Raw genomic sequence first — 19,646 nt, 5'->3', positions numbered from 1 at the left:
ACCGGCCCCGGGGCGGACCTGACGCCCGCCCCGGGGCTACTCCTCCGTGATCCTCCGGTACGCCAGCTCCGCCAGCCGCGCCTGCCCGTCGCGGCTCGGGTGGAACCAGTCCCAGGTGCTCAGCAGCGTCCCGTCGAAGCGGAAGCCGAAGACCGCGCCGCCGTCGTACCGGCACAGCTCGTCCCCGGCGCAGACCTCGGCGAGCACCCGGTTGTACGCCACCACCCGGTCGCGCACGGCGGCGCGCCGCGCCCCGGCCGCCGCCCCCAGGTCCTCCGGGTCCGCCAGCATCGAGCCGCAGACGCCCAGCTCCCAGACCTTGCGCACCAGCGGGCTCGCCCGGCCGGTGTCCCACAGCCGCATCAGGTCCGGCACGCTCGCCACGTACACCTGCGCGTCGGGGGCGTCCTTCCGCAGCCGGGCCAGCGCCGCCTCGAACGACCGGCGGAACTCCGCCACCGGCGTCATCCCCGCCGGGGTCGGCCGGCAGGCGTCGTTGGCGCCGATCATCACCGTCACCAGCTCGGGCCGCTCGGCCGCCGCCCGCGCCATCTGCTCCGGCAGCGCCGCCACCCGCGCCCCGCTCCGGGCGAGGTTCCAGCTCCGCGCGGCGACCCGCCCGGGGCCGAGGAGGCGCAGCGCCAGGCTGTTCACCGCCGGGTCCGTGCCGGTCGCCCAGGACGCCTCCGGGCAGTCCGCCAGCAGCGAGCAGGCGTCGAAGGCCCGGGTGATGGAGTCGCCGACGGCGGCGACGGAGGCGGGGGAGGCGTCCCAGCGGGAGGCCGGCGTCGGGCTGGGCGTCGGGCTCGCCGCCGGGCCGCCCGTCGTCCCGGCCGCCGCTCCCGGGGTCGCGGCGGGGCCGGGCGCGGGGGCACCGGCGCAGCCCGCGAGGACGGCCGCCGCGAGCGCGGCGGCCGCGACGGCGGTACGAATGCGGCGTCGGCCGTACGGCACCGGCCCCCTCCTTCGCGCTGCTGGCCTCCTGGCGAGTGAAAGCTTCGTGTTCACCCGCCCCCGGACCGACCGTACGTCACCCCGATGACGGCGCGGCACGGTAGCTTTTCCCCCGTCGAACCAGCGGCGCGCCCGCGCCGACCGGCTCCGGTAAATTACATCACGTCACATGCTGTCCCTTTTCAGAAGGTTTGCGGAGTTCTTCGCCTGATGCTGTTTGCCGAGGCCGCTGGGAAGGCGCACCTCGTCCCACACTGGAGGTCCCGGTGACGACACGTGGAGTCCTGTACGTACACTCCGCACCGCGCGCGCTCTGCCCGCACGTCGAATGGGCGGTGGCGGGTGTTCTCGGTGCGAGGGTCCAGCTCGACTGGATCCGCCAGCCCGCGGCGCCCGGCACCTGGAGAGCCGAGTTCTCCTGGCAGGGCGAGACCGGCACCGCCTCCCAACTCGCCTCCGCCCTGCGCGGCTGGCAGATGCTCCGCTTCGAGGTCACGGCCGAGCCCTGCCCCACCGCGGAGGGCGAGCGCTACAGCGCCACCCCCGACCTGGGCATCTTCCACGCCGTCACCGGCATGCACGGCGACATCCTCGTCCCCGAGGACCGGCTCCGCGCCGCGCTCGCCCGCTCCGCCCAGGGCGAGACGGTCCTGGAGGCCGAGATCGCCAAGCTCCTCGGCAAGCCGTGGGACGACGAACTGGAACCCTTCCGGTACGCCGGCGAGGGCGCTCCGGTCCGCTGGCTTCACCAGGTGGTCTGAGCGCGTTCACCCGGGCCCGGTAGCTTCCGCCCCGAGGCGCGCAGGGCGCGCGCCGGGGCGGGGGACGGTCGTGACGGGTCTGCGCAGAATCGGCGGTGCGGTCACCGCCCTGCTGGCGGCGGTGACCCTGGGCACCGCCCTGGTCCTGCTGGCCGGCTTCACCTACCGGCTGGCGACCGGCGACCCGACCAGCGCCCTGGCGGCCTGGGCCTTCGGCCTGCTGATCCTCGCGGCGATCCTCTTCGCCGTCTTCGGCGGCCTGCTGCCGGACCAGCCGGAGCCGCCGGCGCCCGACGGCCCCGGCCGGGAGAAGCCCGCCGGGCGCGACGAGAGCCCCGCCGCCCCGGCCGACAGCTGGACCGACGTCCTCGCCTTCTGCCTCGTCCTGCTCGGCCTCGTCGTCGGAGGCCCCCTCGGCATCGCCGGCTACGAGGCCCTGCGCCCCCCGACCGCGGCGGTGGCCCCCCAGCCCCCGCCACCCCCCACCGAACCCCGCTGACACCCCGAAGGCCCGCCCCCGATCCGGGGACGGGCCTCCTCGCGTGCGCGTGGGCCGGGGGTCAGACCGTGCGGAACGCCAGGACCACGTTGTGGCCGCCGAAGCCGAAGCTGTTGTTCACCGCGGCGATCGTGCCCTGGGGGAGGGCGCGGGGCTCGCCGCGGACGATGTCGGCCTCGACCTCGGGGTCGAGGTCGTCGACGTTGATGGTCGGCGGGGCCAGGCGGTGGTGGAGCGCCAGGACCGTCGCGACGGTCTCGATGCCGCCGGCGCCGCCGAGGAGGTGACCGGTCATCGACTTGGTCGCGGAGACCGCCACGTGGTCGAGGTCGTCGCCGAAGACCTTCCGCAGCGCCTTGATCTCGGCGACGTCGCCCTGCGGCGTCGACGTGGCGTGCGCGTTGAGGTGCACGACCTCGGACGGCTTCAGGTCGGTGGTGTCCAGGAGGTGCTGGAGCGCGGAGGCGATGCCCCGGCCGGTCGGCTCGGGCTGCGCGATGTGGTGGCTGTCGGCCGACAGGCCCTGGCCCAGCGCCTCGCAGTAGATCTTCGCACCGCGGGCCTTCGCGTGCTCCTCGGACTCCAGGATCACGACGCCGGCGCCCTCGCCGAGGACGAAGCCGTCGCGCGCGGTGTCGTAGGGGCGCGAGGCCTTCGTCGGCTCGTCGTTGTTCTTGGACATCGCCATCATGTTGGCGAAGGCGGCGATCGGCAGCGGGTGGATCGCGGCCTCGGTGCCGCCGGCGACGACCACGTCGGCACGGCCGCTGCGGATCATCTCGATGGCGTAGCCGATCGCCTCGGCGCCCGACGCGCAGGCGGAGACCGGGGTGTGGACGCCGGCGCGGGCGTTCACCTCCAGACCCACGTTGGCGGAGGGGCTGTTCGGCATCAGCATGGGCACGGTGTGCGGGGAGACGCGGCGGACGCCCTTCTCCTTGAGCACGTCGTACTGGTCGAGCAGGGTCGTGACGCCGCCGATGCCGGAGGCGATGACGGAGCCGAGCCGCTCGGGGGCGATCCGCGGGTCCTCGCCGGCGGGCGCCTCGTACCCCGCGTCGGCCCACGCCTCGCGGGCCGCGATCAGCGCGAACTGCGCCGAGCGGTCCAGCTTGCGGGCGAGCGGACGGGGCAGGACCTCGCCGGGGTCGACCGCGGCCAGCGCGGCGATCTGGACGGGCAGTTCGGCGAAGCGCTCGCCCTCCAGGGGCTTGACGCCGGAGCGTCCCGCAAGAAGACCTTCCCAGGTCGATGCGGAGTCGCCACCCAGCGGTGTGGTTGCGCCGATACCGGTGACGACCACGGTGCGATTGGTCGAGCTCACAGGAATTCGTTCTCCATGTGTGTGATGGTCGAAAGACGGCGCCACCGCCGGGTGGCGGTCCGAATCAGCGGGGACCGGGCCCCGGGGGGCCTGGTCCACCAGGGCCGAATCAGGCCTGGTGCTTGAGGATGTAGTCGACGGCGTCGCCCACGGTCTTGAGGCCCTTGACGTCCTCGTCGGGGATCTTGACGCCGAAGCGCTCCTCGGCGGCGACGACGACCTCGACCATGGACAGGGAGTCGACGTCCAGGTCGTCGGTGAAGGACTTGTCCGTCTGGACGTCCTCGACCGGGATGCCCGCGATCTCGTTCACGATCTCGGCGAGACCCTTGACGATCTCTTCCTGGGTGTGAGCCATAGTGGCGCTCCTTCGTGCGATTACTTCGGTAAAGGGGGGCTTCCGGGAGGTCCCGGTCGCCTAGGGGAGAGTAACGACCGTCGCGGCGAACACGAGACCCGCCCCGAAGCCGATGACGAGCGCGGTGTCGCCGCTCTTCGCCTGTCCGGTCGCCAGGAGCCGCTCCATCGCGAGCGGGATCGAGGCGGCCGAGGTGTTGCCGGTCGTCTCCACGTCACGGGCGACCGTGACGTGCTCCGGCAGCTTCAGGGTCTTCACCATCGAGTCGATGATCCGCATGTTGGCCTGGTGCGGGATGAAGACGTCCAGGTCGTCCGCCGTGATGCCGGCGGCGTCGAGCGCCTGCTGGGCCACCTTCGCCATCTCGAAGACGGCCCAGCGGAAGACCGCCTGGCCCTCCTGCGTGATGGCGGGGAACTTGATCTCCCCCGCCTCGTTGAGGGGGAGCTTCGAGACGTCGCCCACGTGGAACTCGTTCCACGGGACGGTCTGCTTGATCGTCTCCGACTTGTCGCCCTCGGAACCCCAGACGGTGGGGCCGATGTGCGGGACGTCGGAGGGGCCGACCACGACCGCGCCGGCGCCGTCGCCGAACAGGAAGGCCGTCGCGCGGTCCTCCAGGTCCGTCAGGTCGCTCAGCCGCTCCACGCCGATCACGAGGACGTGCTCCGCGGAGCCCTCGACGATCATGCCCTTGGCGAGGGTCAGGCCGTAGCCGAAGCCCGCGCAGCCGGCGGAGATGTCGAACGCGGCCGGCTTGCCGGCGCCGATCTTGTCGGCGATCTCGGTGGCGACGGCCGGGGTCTGCTTGAAGTGCGAGACGGTGGAGACGACGACGGCGTCGATCTGCTCCGGGGAGATCCCGGCCTCGGCGATCGCCTTGCCGGAGGCCTCCACCGACATGGCGGTGACGGTCTCCTCCGGGGAGGCCCAGTGGCGGGTGGCGATGCCCGAGCGCGAGCGGATCCACTCGTCGGACGAGTCGATCTTCTCGAGGATCACCTCGTTGGGCACGACCCGGGAGGGGCGGTAGCCGCCGACACCCATGATCCGCGCGTACGGGGCGCCCTTGCTGGGCTTGATCTTCGACATGCTTCTCGACACTCCTCGTCAGACGGCCGTGTGCTCGGCGACGAGCGTACGGGCCGCGTCCAGGTCGTCGGGGGTCTTGAGGGCCACGGTGGCCACGCCCGGGAGCGCCCGCTTGGCGATGCCGGTGAGGGTGCCGCCGGGGCAGACCTCGATCAGCGCGGTGGCGCCGAGGGCCTGGAAGGTCTCCATGCACAGGTCCCAGCGGACCGGGTTGGCGACCTGGCCGACCAGACGGGAGAGGACCTCCGCGCCGGTGTCGACGGTCCGGCCGTCCTTGTTGGAGACGTACGGCACGGTCGGGTCGGCCGGGGACAGCTCCTCGGCCGCCGCCTCCAGGGTGGCGACCGCGGGGGCCATGTGGTGGGTGTGGAAGGCGCCGGCGACCTTGAGCGCGACGACCCGGCGGACGCCCTCGGGGCGGTCCGCCTCCAGGGCGGCCAGCTGCTCCAGGGTGCCGGCGGCCACGATCTGGCCCGCGCCGTTCACGTTGGCCGGGGTCAGGCCGAGCTTCTCCAGGTGCGGGACGGTCACCTCGGGGTCGCCGCCGAGCAGCGCCGCCATGCCGGTCGGGGCGATCGCGGCCGCGTCGGCCATAGCCAGGCCGCGGGTGCGGACCAGCTTCAGGGCGGCGGTGTCGTCGAGGACGCCCGCGAAGGCGGCGGCGGTGAACTCGCCGACGCTGTGCCCGGCGACGGCGCCGGGCGCCACCTCGCCGAGGGCGGCGGCGGAGAGGAGGCCGGCCGCGACGAGCAGCGGCTGGGCCACGGCGGTGTCGCGGATCTCGTCCGCGTCCGCCTTCGTGCCGTAGTGGACGAGGTCGAGCCCGATGGCGTCGGACCAGGCCGCGAGGCGGTCGGCGGCGCCGGGGAGTTCGAGCCAGGGAGTCAGGAAGCCGGGCGTCTGGGCGCCTTGGCCGGGAGCGACGAGTACGAGCACCCTCACACTCTCTCTTGGGGACGGTGTCCGGCGCCCGTGGGGACTGGGACGAAGAACCGTCAGGCTAATTGTTGGTGTCCGACAAAAGTCTAGGACTGGCCGTCCGCGTCGGCCAAGCGTCCGAGGATCAGGGCGATCCGCAGGGTGAAGGCGGAACGGACGTCGGAAGGCGACCAGCCGGTGACGTCGGTCACACGTCGGAGCCGGTAGCGCACGGTGTTCGGGTGGACGAAGAGCATCCTCGCCGCGCCTTCGAGGCTGCTGGCCTGCTCCAGATAGACACTCAGAGTTTCCAGCAGGGCCGAGCCCGCTTCTTCCAGCGGTCTGTAGATCTCCTCCACCAGCTGCTCGCGTGCCGAGGGGTCCGAGGCGATGGCGCGCTCCGGCAGCAGGTCGTCCGCGAGCACCGGCCGGGGCGCGTCCTGCCACGCCGTGCACGCCTTCAGGCCGGCCGCGGCGGCCTGCGCGGACCGGGTCGCCGCCAGCAGGTCGGGCACCACGGGGCCGGCCACCACCGGCCCCGGCGCGTACGGCCCGATCAGCGCCTTCGCCACCCCGAGCGGATTGTCGGAGCCGCCCGCGATCACCACCAGCCGGTCGCCGAGCACCCCCGTGAGCACCTGGAGCTTGGCGTGCCGGGCGGCCCGCCGGATCGCCTCCACGGTCAGCTCGCTGTCCCCGTCCGGGGCGGTGCCGAGGACGACGCACACGTGGTCCGGCGAGTTCCAGCCGAGCGCGGCGGCCCGCGACACGGCGCCCTCGTCGGCCTCGCCGGACAGCACCGCGTTCACCACCAGCGACTCCAGGCGCGCGTCCCAGGCGCCGCGCGCCTCCGCCGCCTGCGCGTAGACCTGCGCGGTCGCGAAGGCGATCTCCCGCGCGTAGACGAGGAGCGCCTCGCGCAGCACCGACTCGTCGCCGGGGGCCGCGACCTCCTCGATCGCCGCCTCCATGACCTCGATCGTCGTCCGGACCATCTCCACGGTCTGCCGCAGCGTGATCGCCCGGGTCAGCTCGCGCGGCGCGGTGCCGAAGACGTCCGTCGAGATCGCCTGCGGCGTCTCCGGGTGCCGGAACCACTCGGTGAACGCCGCGATGCCCGCCTGCGCGACCAGTCCGATCCACGAGCGGTTCTCGGGCGGCATCGCCCGGTACCACGGCAGCGTCTCGTCCATGCGGGCGATGGCGTTCGCGGCCAGCCGCCCGGAAGACTGTTCGAGTCGCTTCAGGGTCGCTGCGTGCGGGTGGGCGGCGTTCACGGGTTCAGACACGGGACAAGACTGCCTCATCCGGGCGCCGGGGTGCGCCGTCGGGGCGGTTTCGTCCGCGCGGGCCGCGCTACCGTACGTGGGGTGATACGCATCCAGCGCGCCGGCGACCGGTACCCGGGCGGCGACCCCGAGGCCGGGATCGAGACCCGGCACGCCCTGTCCTTCGGGCCGTACTACGACCCCGACAACCTGCGCTTCGGCCCCCTCCTCGCCGTCAACGAGGAGCGCCTGGCCCCCGGCGCCGGCTTCGACGAGCACCCCCACTCCCACACGGAGATCGTGACGTGGGTGGTCGAGGGCGAGCTCACCCACCGCGACACGACGGGCCGCGAGACGGTCGTCCGCCCCGGCGACCTCCAGCACCTCTCCTCGGCGGCCGGCGTCCGGCACGTCGAGCGCAACGACGGCCCGGACCCGCTGACCTTCGTCCAGATGTGGCTGGCCCCCCGCGAACCCGGCGGGGAGCCGGCGTACGGCCTGGTCCGCGGCCTCCGGGGCCCGTACGCCCTACCGGCGGCGGGGGCCGCCCTCCACGTCCACCGCCTGGCGCGGGGCGAGGAGGCGGCGCTCCCGGACGCGGACGTCCTGTACGTCCACGTCGTCCGGGGCGCGGTCGCCCTGGCGGGCGAGGAGCTGGCGGAGGGCGACGCGGCACGCGCCACGGACGCGCGGGACCTGACGCTCCGGGCGACGGCCGACGCGGAGGCACTGGTCTGGGAGGCGCGTGCCTGAGGGCCTTCAGCCCAGCGCGCTCTTCTCCTTCCACCGCGCCCAGGACAGGTTCCACGCCCCGTACCCGTTGCCCTCCGCGACGACGCCCTTCGTGTCGGCGCCCCGGATCTCGAACGGGTCGCCGACCCGCACCTGGGCGTAGAAGGAGGCGGCGTCCGCGTCGCTCATGCCGATGCAGCCGGAGCTCCGGTTCGCCTTCCCGAAGTACGCCGCGTTCCACGGGGCCGCGTGCGCGTACATGCCCGACCAGGTCAGCCGCATCGAGTAGTCGACCATCTTGTCGTAGGCGTCGCCGAGGCCGACCGTCTCCGAGTTCATGTTGATGGTCCCCTCCTTCGCCATCAGCACGGCCGTCCCCCGCCACGACCGCTTGTCGCCGCCCGGAGTGCCGCCGGAGACGGGGATCGTGCGGACCGTCCGCCCGTCCTTCACCAGCGTCAGCCGCTTCGCGTCCAGGTCCACCTTCACGACCTGCGCCGCGCCGACGGTGAAGCCGGTCCGGTAGTCCCGCACGAACCAGCCGTCGCCCGAGTCCGTCCCGTTCAGGTCGGCCTCCAGGGTGACCTTCGTGCCCGGCTTCCAGTACTCCCGGGGCCGCCAGTCCACCCGGTCCCGGCCGGAGTGGTCGGTCACCCAGCCCCACGACCCCTCGGTCCCGTTCGACGTGGTGACCTTCAACTGCCGCTCCACGTCGGCCTTCTTCCGCACCGGTCGGTCGAAGACGATCGACAGCGGCTGCCCGACGCCGACGGTGGTGTTCTTCCCCGGCGCCAGCGTCAGCCTGTTGACCCGCTCCGCCTCCGCCGTGGTGAAGGAGGACCGGGTCGTGGTCTCCTTCCCGCCGGCGGTACGGGTGACGGCCTCGACCGTGTACGCGGCGCCCGGCACCGCCTTGCGGTCCGAGGTCCAGCGGGCCCCGCCCCCGGCGACCCGGCCGGCCAGCCGGCCGCCCTCCGCGTCCGTGACGGTCACCGACGCGAGGGTCCCGCCGGCCGCCGTCACCGTCACCGGCCGCCCGGCCGCCGGGTCCACGACGGACACCTTCGCGGACGGCCCGTCCTGCGCGGCCCCCCGCGAGGGGGCGGCCGAGGAGCCGGGGCCGCTCGCGGCCTGGGCCGTGCAGGCCGTCAGGGAGACGGCGAGGGCGACGGCGGCGAGAGCGGGCCGGGACGTGCGTATCGGCGGCACGGAGCACCTCCGGAAGAGAGGGAAAAGGGTGGGATGCCCGGACTCTAGGCCGCCCCCGCCGTCCCCCGCCCGGCCCGGGGCCCATGTGACGGCGGCTGGTGAGGAACGGTCACCGTCCCGTCACACACGCCGCGCGGAGCGGTCTCATCCGGCTGTGAGCCTGCTGTGCGCCGCGCCACCGGGGGGCGGCCGAACCAAGGAGGCTCCCGTTGTGTCAGCGCTGCTCGTGACGCCCGCACCCGTGAAGCGCCGCCCCGCCGCCGCGCCCGCCGGCCCGCTCCGGCTCGGCCCCGTGACCCCGGAGGCGTACCGCGCCTTCCTCGCGTCCCGCGGCACGGGGCCGGACGGACCCAGCTTCCTCCAACTCCCCGCCTGGGCGCAGGTGAAGGAGGGCTGGACCCACCAGCTCATAGGCTGGGGGCCGGAGTCCGGCGACCTCACCGGCGTCGCCCTCGTCCTGCTCCGGGCCTTCCCCGGCACCCGCAAGCACTTCGCCTACCTCCCCGAGGGACCCGTCGCCGACTGGGCCGACCCCGACCTCGACCGCTGGCTCGACCCGCTCCTCGCCCACCTGCGGGCCTCCGGCGCCTTCGCCGTGCGCATCGGCCCCGGCCCCGCCCACCGCCGCTGGACCGCCCCCACCGTCAAGGCCGCCACCGGCCCCGGCCGCCGGCTCGGCGACGTCCTCGCCGACGAGGTCGACCCGCTCGGCACCGCCGTCGCCGAACGGCTCCGCGCCCGCGGCTGGAAGCGCTGCGGCGGCGACTCCGAGGACGGCGCCGACGCCCAGCCCCGGCACGTCTTCCAGGTCCCGCTCACCGGCCGCACCCCCGACGACCTGTGGTCCGGCCTCAACCAGGAGTGGCGGCGCAACGTCCGCAAGGCCCGCAAGTCCGGCGTCGAGATCACCGTCGGCTCCGCCGCCGACCTGCCCGAGTTCCACCGCCTGCTGAGGATCACCGAGGAGCGCGACGGCTTCCGGCTCGGCCGCTCGCTCGCGTACTACGAGCGCCAGTACGCCGTCCTCAACGCCGAGCACGCCGGCCGGATGAAGCTCTACCTCGCCCGCCACGAGGGCGAGGTCCTCGCCGCCCACACCATGATCACCGTCGGCCGCCGGGTCTGGTACCAGACCGGCGCCTCCGCCGACCACCGCCGCGAGGTCCGCCCCTCCAACGCCCTCCAGTGGCGGATGCTGCTCGACGCCCACGCCCTCGGCGCCGACGTCTACGACCTGCGCGGGGTACCCTCCACCCTCGATCCGGACGACCGCGCCCACGGGCTGCTGCGCTGGAAGCTCGGCACGGGCGGACAGGTCGTCGAGACGCTGGGGGAGTGGGAGACACCGATGCACGGCACGACCAACCAGGCGCTGTACCGCGCCTTCCAGGCCTACCTGAACCGCCGATGAGCACCGGCACCACCCTCGCACCGCCCGCGCGGGACCGGCGGAAGCAGCCGTCCGCGCTGCGCAGCGGCGCCCTCATGGCGGCCGGCTCGCTGGTCTCCCGCGCCACCGGCTTCGTCCGCGCCGCCGTCGTCGCCGCCGCGCTCGGCGCGGGCCTCGTCGCCGACGGCTACGCGGTCGGCAACTCCGTCCCCACCATCGTCTACACCCTGCTCCTCGGCGGCGCCCTCAACGCCGTCTTCGTGCCCGAACTGGTCAAGGCCGCCAAGGAGCACGAGGACGGCGGCGCCGCCTACACCGACCGCCTCCTCACCCTCTGCGCGCTCGCCCTCGTGGCCCTCACCGCCGCCGCCGTCCTCGCCGCGCCCGCCCTCGTCGACGCGTACACCGACTACGACGGCGGCCAGCGGGACCTGACGATCGCCTTCACGCGCGCGTGCCTCCCGCAGATCCTCTTCCTCGGCCTCTTCACCCTCCTCGGGCAGGTCCTCAACGCCCGCGGCCGGTTCGGCGCCATGATGTGGGCCCCGGTCCTCAACAACGTCGTGGTCGTCGCCGTCTTCGGCCTCTTCCTCGCGGTGAGCGACGGCGGCGAGCTCACCCCCGGCGAGACCGCCCTCCTCGGCTGGGGCACCACCGCCGGCATCGCCGCCCAGGCCCTCGCCCTGCTGCCCTCGCTGCGCGCCGCCCGCTTCCGCTTCCGGCCCCGCTTCGACTGGCGCGGCAGCGGGCTCACCGCCCCGCTGCGCGCCGCCGGCTGGCTCGTCCTGCTCGTCGCCACCAACCAGGCCGCCTACTGGGTCACCACCTGGGTCGCCACCTCCGCCGGCAGGGAATTCCCCGCCGGCGGCACGGGTCTCGCCGCCTACAACAACGCCTACCTGCTGTGGGCCGTCCCGCACGGCATCGTCACCGTCTCCCTGGTCACCGCCCTCATGCCCCGGATGAGCGGCGCCGCCGCCGACGGCGACCTCGCCGCCGTCCGCCGGGACGTCGGCTACGCCCAGCGCACCACCGCCGCCGCCGTCGTCCCCGCCGCCTGCGCCCTCCTCGCCCTCGCCGTCCCGCTGATGGACGCCGTCTTCGGGTACGGCGCCACCGACGCCGCCGACGTCCGCGCCATGGCCTGGCCGCTGATGGCCCTCGCCCCCGGCCTGATCGCCCTCTCCGGGCAGTACGTGTGCACCCGCGCCTTCTACGCGCTCCGCGACACCCGCACCCCCTTCCTGCTCAACCTGGTGATCGCCGGCCTCAACGCGCTGCTCTCCCTCGCCTCGCACCACTGGCTCCCCGACCGCTGGGCCGTCACCGGCATGGCCGCCGGCTACTCGCTCGCCCTGTGGGCGGGCTGGGCGCTCACCGCGTACGTCCTCCGGCGGCGCCTCCCGGCCGCCGACGGCGGCGGCGACGGCCTCGGCCGGCTGCTGCTCGCCGCCGTCCCCGCCGCCGGCTACGGCCTCTTCGCCGCCGACGGAACCGCCCCCGCCGGGGCCGTCGTCTCCGGACTCGCCGGCGCGGTCGCCGTCCTCGGCACCTTCGCCGTCCTCGCCCGGCCGCTGCGCCTCACCGAGGTCTCCGCCCTGCTCGCGACCGCGGCCGGCAGGCTCACCCGCCGGACCTGACCTCCGGGGGAACCCCCGCGCGGGGACCCCCACCGACCTTGGGATACTCCACGAATGCCTCGCGTGCTCCTCATCGAAGACGACCCCTCGGTCCGCGAAGGCGTCGAGCTCGGGCTCCGGCGCCGCGGGCACGAGGTGCGCACCGCCGCCACCGGGGAGGCCGGCCTCGCCGCCCTCGGCGAGTTCCGCCCCGACCTGCTGCTGCTCGACCTCATGCTGCCCGGCATGAACGGCGTCCAGGTCTGCCGCCGGGTCCGCGAGAGCAGCCAGCTCCCGATCATCATGCTCACCGCCCGCGGCGACGACTTCGACGTCGTCGTCGGCCTGGAGGCCGGCGCCGACGACTACATCGTCAAACCGGCCCGCACCGAGGTCATCGAGGCCCGCATCCGCGCCGTCCTGCGCCGCATCGAGGAACCCGGCGGCGGCCGCCCCGCCGTCGAGCACCACGGCGCCCTCGCCGTCGACCGGGCCGGCCTCACCGTCGCCAAGAACGGCGAACGGCTCGCCCTCGCCCCCTCCGAGCTCAAGCTCCTGCTCCACCTGACCGCCGCCCCCGAGCAGGTCTTCAGCCGCCAGCAGCTCCTGGAGCACGTCTGGGAGCACAACTACCACGGCGACGCCCGTCTCGTGGACGCCTGCGTGCGGCGGCTGCGCGCCAAGGTCGAGGACACCCCCGGCGAACCCCGCTACATCCAGACCCTGCGCGGCTTCGGCTACCGCTTCGGACCGCTGTGAGGGCCTGCGTGCACCCCGGCGGGGAACCGGACACCACCCCGGCACCGGAGCCGGCCGCGCCCCGGCGCCGGGCCCGCGCCCGGTTCCGCCGCCCCCGCCCGTTCGGCCTGCGCACCCGGATGGTCTTCGCCTTCCTCCTGGTCGCCGCCGTCGGCTGCGGCACCACCGCCGCCCTCACCTACCGGGCCGCCCGCAGCGCCATCCTGGAGCAGACGCAGAACACCGCCGTCTCCGCCTTCCGCGAGCAGGTCGACGCCCTCAACATCAGCCTGCCCCTCGGCGAGGACCAGCTCCGCGACTCCCTCCGGACCATCGCCCGCCAGGGCAAGTCCCGCGCCTGGCGGGTCTACGCCGAGTACGGCAGCCTCCGCGTCTCCTCCGCCGACCGCCCCGAGTCCACCGTCCTCACCCCCGAGCTCAAGGCCCGCGCCCACAGCCGCGAGGGCACCCCGCACACCGCCTTCCAGCGGGTCGTGAAGAACGGCACCCCCTACCTGACGATCGGCGTCCCCGCCCTCTTCCGCGTCCACGCCGACAAGACCATCGACCCCCGGCCCACCGGCCTCGTCCTCTACGCCGTCATGGAGCTGCGCGAGGAGGAGGCGAACGTCGAGGCCATGGTCACCGCCGCCCGCGACGGGGCCCTGCCCGCCCTCGCCATCGCCCTGATCCCGGCGCTGCTCGCCGCCCGCGGGGTCCTCCGCCCGGTCCGCGAACTCCGCGCCGCCGCCCACAGCATGGGCCGGGGCCGCCTCGACACCCGCATCCACGCCAAGGGCAGCGACGAACTCGCCGACCTGGCCCGCACCTTCAACGAGTCCGCCGCCGAACTGGAGCGCTCCGTCGCCGAGCTGCGCCGCGCCGAGGCCCGCGCCCGCCGCTTCGCCTCCGACGTCTCGCACGAGCTGCGCACCCCGCTCGCCGGGATGCTCGCCGTCACCGAGGTGCTGGACGAGGACGCGGGCGCGCTGGACAGCGACACCGCCCGCGCGGTCCGGCTGATCAGCGCCGAGACGGTCAAGCTCGCCGTGCTCGTCGAGGACCTGATGGAGATCTCCCGCTTCGACGCCCGCGCCGCCGAGCTCCACACCGACGAGGTCGACGTCGCCGACTGCGTCCGCCGGACCCTCGCCGGCCGGCGCTGGACCGATCCGGAGCAGGTCCACGCGGCCCTCGGGGAGGGCATCCGGGCCCGCCTCGACCCCCGCCGCTTCGACGTCGTCGTCGCCAACCTGGTCGGCAACGCGCTGCGGCACGGCAGGCCGCTCGTCACGGTCCGGGTGTACGTCGACGACGAGGCCGGCACCGACGGCGGGGGCACCCTCGTCGTCCAGGTCTCCGACCGCGGCCCCGGCATCCACCCGGACGTCCTGCCGCACGTCTTCGAGCGCTTCTACAAGGCCGACCCGGCGCGCGCCCGCTCCGCCGGCAGCGGCCTCGGCCTGGCGATCACCCAGGAGAACGTCCACCTGCACGGCGGCACCGTGGAGGCCGCCAACCACCCGGCCGGCGGCGCCGTGTTCACGGTCAGGATCCCGCTGTGAGGCGCCGCTCCCGGCGGTGCGCGCCGCTCGCCGCCGCCGCGCTGGCGCTGCTCGCCGGCTGCGGCATCCAGGGCAGCGACGTCGTGGAGGCGGGGGAGGCGCCGAGCGTCGACGTGCAGCCGTTCCCCGAGGGCCGGATGCTGCTCTGGTTCCTCGGCCCCGACGGCGCGCTGATGCCGGTCGCCCGGGACGGCGGCGGCTCCTTCGTCCCCGACCCCGTGCCCACGCATCCCGTCGAGGCGGGGGAGCACGCGGACTCCGAGCACCTCGACGCCCGCGCGCCGGTCGACCTGACCCATCCGATCGTCCCCGGCCTGGCCACCGTGAAGGTCCTCGCCGCCCTGCTGGCCGGCCCGGGCGGCGCCGAGACGCAGGCGGGCCTCACCACGGAGCTGCCCAGGAGCCGGGAGCCCGTCCGCGTCGAGTCCGAGGACGGCGGCGGGATACGGCTCCAGACCCCGTTCCTGGTCCAGGAGCTGTCGGAGCGCGCGGTCGCCCAGCTGGTGTGCACGGCCGCGTACGCCGTCGACCGCGGCGGCGCCCGCGAGGTGACCGTCACGGGCCCGGACGGCCCGCTGCCCGCGACGACCTGCGAGCCCTAGCGGGCCCCCGTCAGCGGCGCAGGTCCGCGAGGACCGCGTCCGTGAACGGCGTCCACGCCTCGATCGCCCACGGCCCGAAGGCCCGGTCCGTGAGCGCCACGCACGCGGCCCGCGCGTCCGGGTCGATCCACAGGAAGGTGCCGGACTGGCCGAAGTGGCCGAAGGTGCGCGGCGAGGACGTGGTGCCGGTCCAGTGCGGGGCCTTGGCGCCCCGGATCTCGAAGCCGAGGCCCCAGTCGTTCGGCCGCTGGTGCCCGTAACCGGGCAGGATGCCGGTCAGCCCCGGGTACGTCACCGTCATCGCGTCCAGCACCGTGCGGGCGTCGAGCAGCCGGGGCGCCTGCACCTCGGCCGCGAACCGCACCAGGTCGTCCACGGTCGACACCGCGTCCTTGGCGGGCGAGCCGTCGAGCGTCGTGCTTGCCATGCCCAGCGGCTCCAGGACCGCCTGGTGCAGGTAGTCGGCGAAGGGGATGTCGGTGGCCTTGGCGACCAGGTCGCCCAGGACCTCGAAGCCGGTGTTGGAGTAGATCCGGCGGGTGCCGGGCGCGGCCTGCACCCGGTTCTCGTCGAAGGCGAGCCCCGAGGTGTGGGCGAGCAGGTGCCGCACGGTCGCGCCCTCCGGGCCGGCCGGCTCGTCGAGGTCGATCGCCCCCTCCTCGTACGCGACGAGCACCGCGTACGCCGCCAGCGGCTTGGTCACCGAGGCGAGCGGGAAGCGGTGCCCGGTCGGCCCGTGGCTCCCGGCCACCGTGCCGTCCGCACGGACCACGGCCGCCGCCGCGGTGGGGACGGGCCAGTTCTCGATCGCCGCCAGGCTGGGCACGCTGCTGCTCTCCATGGGCCCGAGCCTACTTGCTTGGAGTGCACTCCAACCTTCTAGCGTGGGGGCATGAGCGTGATCGAGAGCACGACCGGGCTTGCCGGGCGGGACCGCTACACCATCAGCGAAGTGGCCGCCCTGACCGGGCTCAGCGCCCACACGCTGCGCTGGTACGAACGGATCGGCCTGATGCCGCACGTCGACCGGTCGCACACCGGGCAGCGCCGCTTCACCGAGCGGGACCTCGCCTGGCTGGCCTTCGTCGGCAAGCTGCGGCTGACCGGGATGCCGGTCGCGGACATGGTCCGCTACGCCGAGCTGGTGCGCGAGGGCGACCACACCCACGCGGAGCGCCGGGCCCTCCTGGAGGCCACCCGCCGCGACGTCCTGGACCGGATCGCCGAGCTCCGGTCCGCGCTCGCCGTGCTCGACGTCAAGATCGATCACTACGGAACCACCTGCGGAGGCCCCTCCTCATGAGCGACAGGATCGACACCGTACGCCTCGGCGGCCCGGACGGACCGGAGATCGGCGTCCAGGGCTTCGGCGCCATGGGCATCAGCGAGTTCTACGGCGACACCGACGAGGCCGCCGCCCGCGACACCCTCGACGCGGCCCTGGAGGCCGGCGTCACCCTGATCGACACCGCCGACATGTACGGCAGCGGCGCCAACGAGGAGTTCCTCGCCCCCTTCCTCGCCGCCCACCGCGACGAGATCACCATCGCCACCAAGTTCGCCATCCACCGCGACCCCGAGCGGCCCGCCCACCGCGGCATCCGCAACGACCGCGCCTACGTCCGGCAGGCCGTCGAGGGCAGCCTGCGCCGGCTCGGCGTCGACACCATCGACCTCTACTACATGCACCGCCGCGACCCGCGGGTCCCCCTCGCCGAGTCCGTCGGCGCGATGGCCGAACTCGTCGCCGAGGGCAAGGTGCGGCACCTCGGCCTGAGCGAGGTCACCGGGGCGGAGCTGCGCGAGGCGCACGCCGTCCACCCGATCGCCGCCCTCCAGTCCGAGTGGTCGCTCTTCTCCCGGGACGTCGAGCGCTCCGCCGTGCCCGCCGCCGCGGAGCTGGGCGTCACCTTCGTGCCGTACTCGCCGCTCGGCCGCGGCTTCCTCACCGGCGCCTTCACCGACGCCGGCAAGGACCTCCCGGCCGGCGACTTCCGCGCGCACCAGCCCCGCTTCACCGGCGAGAACGCCGAACGGAACGCGGCCCTCCTCGCCCCGGTCCGGGAGATCGCCGCCGCCCACGGGGCGACGCCCGCGCAGATCGCCCTCGCCTGGGTGCAGCAGCGCGCCGCCGTCCACGGCCTCACCGTCGTCCCCATCCCCGGCACCCGCAGGCGGGCCCGCCTGGAGGAGAACGCCGCCGCCACCCGCATCACCCTCACCGGGGCCGAACGCGCCGCACTGGAGCCGCTGGCCGGTCTGGTGGCGGGCGACCGCTACCCGGACATGAGCTTCACCTCGGCCGCCCGCGAGGACTGACGCCCGGGGCCCGGGCCGGGGCCTCACGCCAGGCCCAGGGCGAAGACCGCGAACCCCGCCGCGAGCACGCCCGCGAGCGCGCGGCGGGCCGGACCGGTGCGCGCCCACGGCGACTCGAAGCCGCGCGCGTACCGGCCGATCAGCACGAGCAGTCCGGCGAAGACCGGCATCCACGCCAGCCGGGCCAGGATCCAGCCGACCGAGTCCGGCGCCCCGACGAGACCGGGCACCTCGCCCAGGTACGAGGCGGGGACCGCCGCCGCGAGCATCGCCGTCTGGTGCCAGCACAGGATCGTCATCGCCGACAGGTTGATCACCACGACCGGCGCCCACAGCGCGGGCCGCCGCAGCCACCGGCCGAGCCGGTCACGCAGCAGGACCGCGGCCCCGCTCTGCGCGGCGGCGAGCGCCAGGACCAGCAGCGACGGCGGGTGCGAGTTGGTCCGGGCCTCGCCGGGGACGCCGACCATCGACGCCGGGTAGCCGAAGACCAGCAGCAGCGCGGCGAAGAGCGCCGCCCCGCCGAGCAGCAGCGTCCAGGCGTGCCGGCGGCCCACCCGGCCCTCGCCCCAGGCGACGCCGAGCTGGTACGCGAAGAGCCACCCCGGCAGGATGTTCAGCACGCTCAGCCAGGACGGCACGGCGTCCGCGTACGGGCCGTACCGCAGGAAGTCCACGACGGCGACCGAGCCGAGCAGCGGCGCCGCCGACCACGCCCCGAACCGGCCCGCGGCCCGCACGCACAGCGGCGTCAGCGCCGTCACCACCGTGTACACCCCGACGAACCACAGCGGCTGGACCACCAGCGTGGACGCCGTCCGCAGGGTGTCCACCGGCACCCCGAGGCCGTGGTGGAGCAGCGGCAGCAGCGCCGCCCACACGGCGGTCACCCCGAGCACCGGCCGGCCGAGCCGGGCGAGCCGCCCGCCGAGCCACGCCCGGGTGGAGCCGGTCCGCCGCCGGTAGGACAGGACGGAGGCGTACCCGCCGACCAGGAAGAAGATCCCCAGCATCTGGAGGATCCAGCTCGCCGGGGCGAGCGCGCCGAACGCGGAGAGCGGCGAGGCGTTGTGGAGCGCGCCGTCGGCGGAGAGCGTGAACCCGCCGAGCAGCCAGTGCCCGGTGGGCACGGCGAGCAGCGCGAGGGCCCGCAGCCCGTCCACGGCCCGGTCCCGGTGGGCGGGGGTGCCGGCCTCGATCCTCCGGATCAGGGTCTTCATCGGACGCCTCCCTCGGCGATCGCGGCGAAGGCGCGCAGCGAGGAGGTGCCGGGCGCGAAGTAGCCGTCGTGGCCGTCCGCGTCCCCGGCGGGCACCGGCCGGGCGCCGAAGGCCGGGTCGGTGGGGTCGGTGCCGTGGCCGAGCCCGGCCACGGCCACGTTCGGCACCCGGTCGATCCAGTCCGTGGGGTCCTTCGCGGCCCACACCCGGGCCGTCGTCCGCAGCGCGGCGACGTTCTCCGCCCGCATGCCGGGGGAGCCGAACACCACCAGGTCCTTGGCCTTCAGGCCGTGCGCGGCGAGACCGCAGACGACGGAGCCGTAGCTGTGGCAGAACAGGGACGGCTCGGTCCGCACCCCGGCGGCCCGCAGCCCCTCCGCGAACCGGGCCAGCCGCCCGGCGCCCGCCTCCGCCAGCTCGCCCGAGGCGGCGTCGAGCCCGACGCCGACCGGGGTGGTGTAGCCGGCCCAGGCGACGACGGCCGCGCGCCCGCCGGTCGCCTCCCGCAGGGCGGTGGCCTTCCGGGTGAGGGAGTCCATCCGCCCGGCGTCGACGTCGGAGCCGGGCACCAGCACCGCCACCCGCTCGGCCCGCGCCAGGTCCCCGTAGACCAGGACCGCCTGGCCCCGGCCGCGCGGGTCGTACGCGAGGACCCGTGCCCCGGGGTAACGCCCCTGCGAGGTGCGGGAGTTGGCCTCGTACCGCAGCTCCGGGGGCGCCCCGTCCAGGTTCCCGACCACCGTCGGGTGCGTCCGCGCCAGCTTCCGCCGCTCGGCCGGGGCGAGCCCGGCGAAGAAGCGGGCGATCCCCGCCGGGTCCGTCCGCTCCGGGTCCGGCAGGCCCGCGGCCCGCCACTCGGCGGTCCCGGGCGGCGGCCCGGTGACCGGCTCCTGCGCGGTGCCGGACGCCCAGCCCGCCGTTCCTCCCACCACCGCCGTCACCACGGCTGCGGTGATCAGGGTCCTCGTCGCGCGGCCCATGCCCGCCCTCCCTCGCTCTCGTCGTCGGCGAGAGGAAGGTAGGAAGGGGGTGGGTGACGGCACGTCACACCGGGGAGCCAACTCCCGCCCCCTACCGG

Annotated in this window: 20 protein-coding genes; 10 read left to right on the top strand and 10 right to left on the bottom strand. The window is 74.9% G+C overall.

The genetic code is table 11. The annotated features are described in order from the left end of the window. Positions 1 to 36: 36 nt before the first annotated feature. A complete protein-coding gene (locus AB0E83_RS04620; protein ID WP_362105996.1) occupies positions 37 to 933 on the bottom strand; it encodes an SGNH/GDSL hydrolase family protein in 897 nt (298 codons plus the stop codon). Between the two features lie 287 nt (positions 934 to 1,220). Here AB0E83_RS04620 and AB0E83_RS04615 point away from each other — a divergent pair, with 287 nt between their 5' ends. Next, the gene (locus tag AB0E83_RS04615) at positions 1,221 to 1,715 is read left to right on the top strand and encodes a DUF3145 domain-containing protein (protein ID WP_362105789.1); all 495 of its coding nucleotides are present in this window, start codon (positions 1,221 to 1,223) and stop codon (positions 1,713 to 1,715) included. A gap of 70 nt (positions 1,716 to 1,785) precedes the next feature. Beyond that, positions 1,786 to 2,214 (top strand): hypothetical protein, encoded by a 429-nt coding sequence (locus AB0E83_RS04610; RefSeq protein WP_362105786.1) that lies wholly within the window; start codon positions 1,786 to 1,788, stop codon positions 2,212 to 2,214. 61 nt (positions 2,215 to 2,275) lie between these two features. On the opposite strand, the gene fabF is transcribed toward AB0E83_RS04610, so the two are convergent. The 5 genes from fabF to fasR all read right to left on the bottom strand — a co-directional run bounded on the left by fabF (position 2,276) and on the right by fasR (position 7,213). Beyond that, positions 2,276 to 3,538, bottom strand: coding sequence for a beta-ketoacyl-ACP synthase II (gene fabF / locus AB0E83_RS04605; RefSeq protein WP_362105783.1), 1,263 nt, complete (start codon positions 3,536 to 3,538; stop codon positions 2,276 to 2,278). Between the two features lie 109 nt (positions 3,539 to 3,647). Continuing rightward, complete coding sequence (locus AB0E83_RS04600) at positions 3,648 to 3,896, bottom strand: acyl carrier protein (protein WP_362105780.1); 249 nt, start codon at positions 3,894 to 3,896, stop codon at positions 3,648 to 3,650. 60 nt (positions 3,897 to 3,956) lie between these two features. Then, positions 3,957 to 4,988 carry a ketoacyl-ACP synthase III gene (locus tag AB0E83_RS04595; RefSeq protein ID WP_362105777.1) on the bottom strand — a complete coding sequence of 344 codons (1,032 nt, stop codon included), beginning with the start codon at positions 4,986 to 4,988 and terminating at the stop codon, positions 3,957 to 3,959. A gap of 18 nt (positions 4,989 to 5,006) precedes the next feature. Beyond that, positions 5,007 to 5,924 carry an ACP S-malonyltransferase gene (locus AB0E83_RS04590; protein ID WP_362105774.1) on the bottom strand — a complete coding sequence of 306 codons (918 nt, stop codon included), beginning with the start codon at positions 5,922 to 5,924 and terminating at the stop codon, positions 5,007 to 5,009. An 89-nt stretch (positions 5,925 to 6,013) separates the two neighbouring features. Next, a complete protein-coding gene (fasR, locus tag AB0E83_RS04585) occupies positions 6,014 to 7,213 on the bottom strand; it encodes a fatty acid biosynthesis transcriptional regulator FasR (RefSeq protein WP_362105772.1) in 1,200 nt (399 codons plus the stop codon). Positions 7,214 to 7,276: 63 nt separating this feature from the next. On the opposite strand from fasR, the gene AB0E83_RS04580 reads away from it, so the two are divergent. Next, entirely contained in the window at positions 7,277 to 7,927 is a 651-nt protein-coding gene (locus AB0E83_RS04580) for a pirin family protein (RefSeq protein WP_362105769.1), read from the top strand. Between the two features lie 6 nt (positions 7,928 to 7,933). On the opposite strand, the gene AB0E83_RS04575 is transcribed toward AB0E83_RS04580, so the two are convergent. Beyond that, positions 7,934 to 9,115, bottom strand: coding sequence for an Ig-like domain-containing protein (locus AB0E83_RS04575; protein ID WP_362105766.1), 1,182 nt, complete (start codon positions 9,113 to 9,115; stop codon positions 7,934 to 7,936). 241 nt (positions 9,116 to 9,356) lie between these two features. Between AB0E83_RS04575 and AB0E83_RS04570 the strand changes: the two genes are divergently transcribed. The 5 genes from AB0E83_RS04570 to AB0E83_RS04550 all read left to right on the top strand — a co-directional run bounded on the left by AB0E83_RS04570 (position 9,357) and on the right by AB0E83_RS04550 (position 15,029). Then, positions 9,357 to 10,526, top strand: a complete 1,170-nt coding sequence (locus AB0E83_RS04570; RefSeq protein WP_362105993.1) for a peptidoglycan bridge formation glycyltransferase FemA/FemB family protein — start codon at positions 9,357 to 9,359, stop codon at positions 10,524 to 10,526. Continuing rightward, a complete protein-coding gene (gene murJ / locus AB0E83_RS04565; RefSeq protein ID WP_362105763.1) occupies positions 10,523 to 12,145 on the top strand; it encodes a murein biosynthesis integral membrane protein MurJ in 1,623 nt (540 codons plus the stop codon). Before AB0E83_RS04570 ends, murJ begins: the two co-directional genes overlap by 4 nt. Positions 12,146 to 12,199: 54 nt before the next feature. Then, complete coding sequence (locus AB0E83_RS04560) at positions 12,200 to 12,883, top strand: response regulator transcription factor (RefSeq protein ID WP_362105761.1); 684 nt, start codon at positions 12,200 to 12,202, stop codon at positions 12,881 to 12,883. Positions 12,884 to 13,002: 119 nt separating this feature from the next. Then, positions 13,003 to 14,427: a HAMP domain-containing sensor histidine kinase gene (locus AB0E83_RS04555; protein WP_362105990.1), complete on the top strand. Its 1,425-nt coding sequence runs from the start codon at positions 13,003 to 13,005 to the stop codon at positions 14,425 to 14,427. Beyond that, positions 14,424 to 15,029 (top strand): hypothetical protein, encoded by a 606-nt coding sequence (locus AB0E83_RS04550; protein WP_362105758.1) that lies wholly within the window; start codon positions 14,424 to 14,426, stop codon positions 15,027 to 15,029. Before AB0E83_RS04555 ends, AB0E83_RS04550 begins: the two co-directional genes overlap by 4 nt. 10 nt (positions 15,030 to 15,039) lie before the next feature. Here the strand turns inward: AB0E83_RS04550 and AB0E83_RS04545 are convergent, their stop codons facing one another. Next, the gene (locus AB0E83_RS04545) at positions 15,040 to 15,870 is read right to left on the bottom strand and encodes a serine hydrolase domain-containing protein (RefSeq protein ID WP_362105755.1); all 831 of its coding nucleotides are present in this window, start codon (positions 15,868 to 15,870) and stop codon (positions 15,040 to 15,042) included. A 51-nt stretch (positions 15,871 to 15,921) separates the two neighbouring features. On the opposite strand from AB0E83_RS04545, the gene AB0E83_RS04540 reads away from it, so the two are divergent. Together AB0E83_RS04540 and AB0E83_RS04535 are read left to right on the top strand one after the other, a co-directional pair. After that, positions 15,922 to 16,332 (top strand): MerR family transcriptional regulator, encoded by a 411-nt coding sequence (locus tag AB0E83_RS04540; RefSeq protein ID WP_362105752.1) that lies wholly within the window; start codon positions 15,922 to 15,924, stop codon positions 16,330 to 16,332. Next, positions 16,329 to 17,348: an aldo/keto reductase gene (locus AB0E83_RS04535; protein WP_362105749.1), complete on the top strand. Its 1,020-nt coding sequence runs from the start codon at positions 16,329 to 16,331 to the stop codon at positions 17,346 to 17,348. The genes AB0E83_RS04540 and AB0E83_RS04535 overlap by 4 nt, the downstream gene beginning before the upstream one ends. 23 nt (positions 17,349 to 17,371) lie before the next feature. On the opposite strand, the gene AB0E83_RS04530 is transcribed toward AB0E83_RS04535, so the two are convergent. Continuing rightward, on the bottom strand, positions 17,372 to 18,568 hold the full coding sequence (locus tag AB0E83_RS04530; protein ID WP_362105746.1) for an acyltransferase: 1,197 nt from the start codon (positions 18,566 to 18,568) through the stop codon (positions 17,372 to 17,374). Further along, entirely contained in the window at positions 18,565 to 19,548 is a 984-nt protein-coding gene (locus tag AB0E83_RS04525; protein WP_362105743.1) for an alpha/beta hydrolase, read from the bottom strand. Before AB0E83_RS04525 ends, AB0E83_RS04530 begins: the two co-directional genes overlap by 4 nt. Positions 19,549 to 19,646 lie beyond the last annotated feature (98 nt).

The organism is Streptomyces sp. NPDC035033 (assembly GCF_040636735.1).
Classification (GTDB): Bacteria; Actinomycetota; Actinomycetes; order Streptomycetales; family Streptomycetaceae; genus Streptomyces.
This window is presented reverse-complemented; position numbering and strand designations above follow the sequence as displayed.